Source organism: Streptococcus sp. HSISS2 (genome assembly GCF_000448665.1).
Classification (GTDB): Bacteria; Bacillota; Bacilli; order Lactobacillales; family Streptococcaceae; genus Streptococcus; species Streptococcus raffinosi.
This window is the reverse complement of the sequence record NZ_CM002133.1, coordinates 1192444-1194719: the sequence shown is the minus strand read 5'-3', so window position 1 is coordinate 1194719 and position 2276 is coordinate 1192444. Positions and strand designations below refer to the sequence as shown.

3 pseudogenes are annotated in these 2276 nt (G+C 39.2%); 2 read left to right on the top strand and 1 reads right to left on the bottom strand.

The window, feature by feature from the left end:
• Positions 1 to 5: 5 nt before the first annotated feature.
• Positions 6 to 428: pseudogene (locus tag HSISS2_RS05310) on the bottom strand (aminopeptidase P family N-terminal domain-containing protein); the annotation flags it as partial.
• Between the two features lie 310 nt (positions 429 to 738).
• Here HSISS2_RS05310 and ccpA point away from each other — a divergent pair.
• Together ccpA and HSISS2_RS05300 are read left to right on the top strand one after the other, a co-directional pair.
• Positions 739 to 1738: pseudogene (gene ccpA, locus HSISS2_RS05305) on the top strand (catabolite control protein A).
• Positions 1739 to 1794: 56 nt separating this feature from the next.
• Positions 1795 to 2276 (top strand): annotated as a pseudogene (locus tag HSISS2_RS05300) (MmcQ family protein); the annotation flags it as partial.

Genomic DNA, 2276 nt, shown 5'->3' with positions numbered 1-2276 from the left:
ATCTATTTTTGAATTTCATCAGCTGACTTGATGACACGCATTTTTTGGATGAATGGTGTCAAGTTTTCAAAACGTCCGTCAAAGACAGTTTGCAACCCTTGGAATTTAGTCACATTTAAATTGTCAAACTCCGCATAGATAACAGGACTATCTGTGCTTGCTAGACCAGCCTTGATCTTTTGCCAAGGATTTTCAGAGTCTACATAACCAAAGACTGGGAAGTCGAGAACAGCAGAAGCTCGTGCTACTTCAAGAGCAGGAACAAAAAGCGCAGGCTCGCGGTTTTCATAGACAAAGAGGAACATTTGACGTTCATGGGGGTCACAATCAAAACCAGTAAGATAATTGACGGTAACAGGATCTGAAACAATGGCTAGACCCGCTTTATGTTCATACAGAAAATGACGAATGCGATCAAGTTTAGACATAAAAAACTCCTTTGTATTTCTTACACTCATTCTGTCACTTTTGCAGGGAAAATTCAAGTTGTTTTTGGCTTTTCATTAAATCATTTTCTTTCATAAAAGCATTTTAATGGTTTTCTCTGTAAGCTTGGAATCGCAATGAAAAGGCTAACGGAAAACATTATTTTTTGAAATGGCTTACTTCATTATGGTTGAGAAGAGGTAAACCCTTTCATTTTTTGTAAAAAATCAGTCAAAATAATTGAAAGTGTTTTCAAAATTTGCTACAATTATCTTGGATAAGTGAGCGTTATGTTAGAAAGGATGTGTTTTTATGAATACTGATGAAACGATTACTATTTACGATGTTGCCCGCGAAGCTGGTGTGTCTATGGCAACGGTCTCTCGTGTTGTAAATGGAAATAAAAATGTAAAAGAAAACACTCGAAAAAAGTGCTCGAAGTCATTGATCGCCTGGATTATCGTCCAAATGCAGTTGCGCGTGGCTTGGCGAGTAAGAAAACCACTACTGTAGGAGTTGTTATTCCAAATATTGCTAATAGCTATTTTGCGACTCTGGCAAAAGGTATCGATGACATCGCTTCTATGTACAAGTATAATATTGTTCTTGCTTCTAGTGATGAAAATGACGATCATGAAGTTGCAGTCATTAATTCTTTATTTGCTAAACAAGTGGATGGTATCATTTTCATGGGGTATCATCTGACAGAAAAAATCCGTGCAGAATTCTCTCGTACCCGTACACCAATCGTTTTAGCAGGTACAGTTGACCTTGAAAATCAATTACCAAGTGTTAACATTGATTATAAGGCTTCCGTTGAAGATGCTATTACACAGCTTGCTAAAAACAATGAAAAGGTTGCCTTTGTATCAGGACCACTGATTGATGATATTAATGGTAAGCTTCGTTTGGTTGGTTATAAGGCAGGACTTGAAAAAATAATATGCGCTACAACGAGGGACTTGTCTTCGAAGCTAAGTATAGCTACAAAGATGGTTTTGATTTGGCACAACGTGTCTTGAACTCTGGGGCTACGGCTGCCTATGTGGGAGAAGACGAATTGGCTGCAGGCCTCCTAAATGGTCTCTTTGCAGCAGGTAAATCGGTTCCTGAAGATTTTGAAATCATTACCAGCAATGATTCACCGATTACAAGTTACACCCGTCCAAATCTGACAAGTATCAGTCTCCCTCTCTATGATTTAGGGGCAGTTAGCATGCGTATGTTGACTAAAATTATGAATAAGGAAGAACTAGAAGAAAAAGACGTTATTCTGAATCACGGTCTTACCTTACGTCAGTCAACGAAATAAAAAAGGTGTTGGGGCATGATTTTGTCTCAACTTTTCCTTTGAAAAAAGGAGGAATAATGACTTTTGAGGATGCCTATTTTAAGAAGAAACGGTTAAACCCTGAGAGCCTGGAGGCCTTCGGATTTAGGACCACTGATAAAGGATGGGAATTAAGAAAGCCCCTCATTGACCAAGAACTTGAAGCTAGACTACTCATTGATGAAGAAGGTAATCTAAGAGGACAGGTTCTAGACATTGACCTTAATGAGCCTTATGATACCTTTCGTAGTCCCCAAGCAAGGGGAACCTATGTGGGTCAAGTCAGACAAGCCTATGGAGCACTCCTTTCGCAAGTGGCTGAATCCTGCTATGAGGATCAATTGTTCTCATCCCCACAGGCTAATCGTCTGGCAAACTTCTTGACTCAAGAATTTTCAGACCAGGCAGATCATCCATTTGAGAAATATCCAGACTATCTTTCATATCGAATTGTTGGTAAGTGGTACGCCTTGCTATTTCCTCTCAAAGGAGGGAAACTAGGGCTTGATAGTGAAAAGGC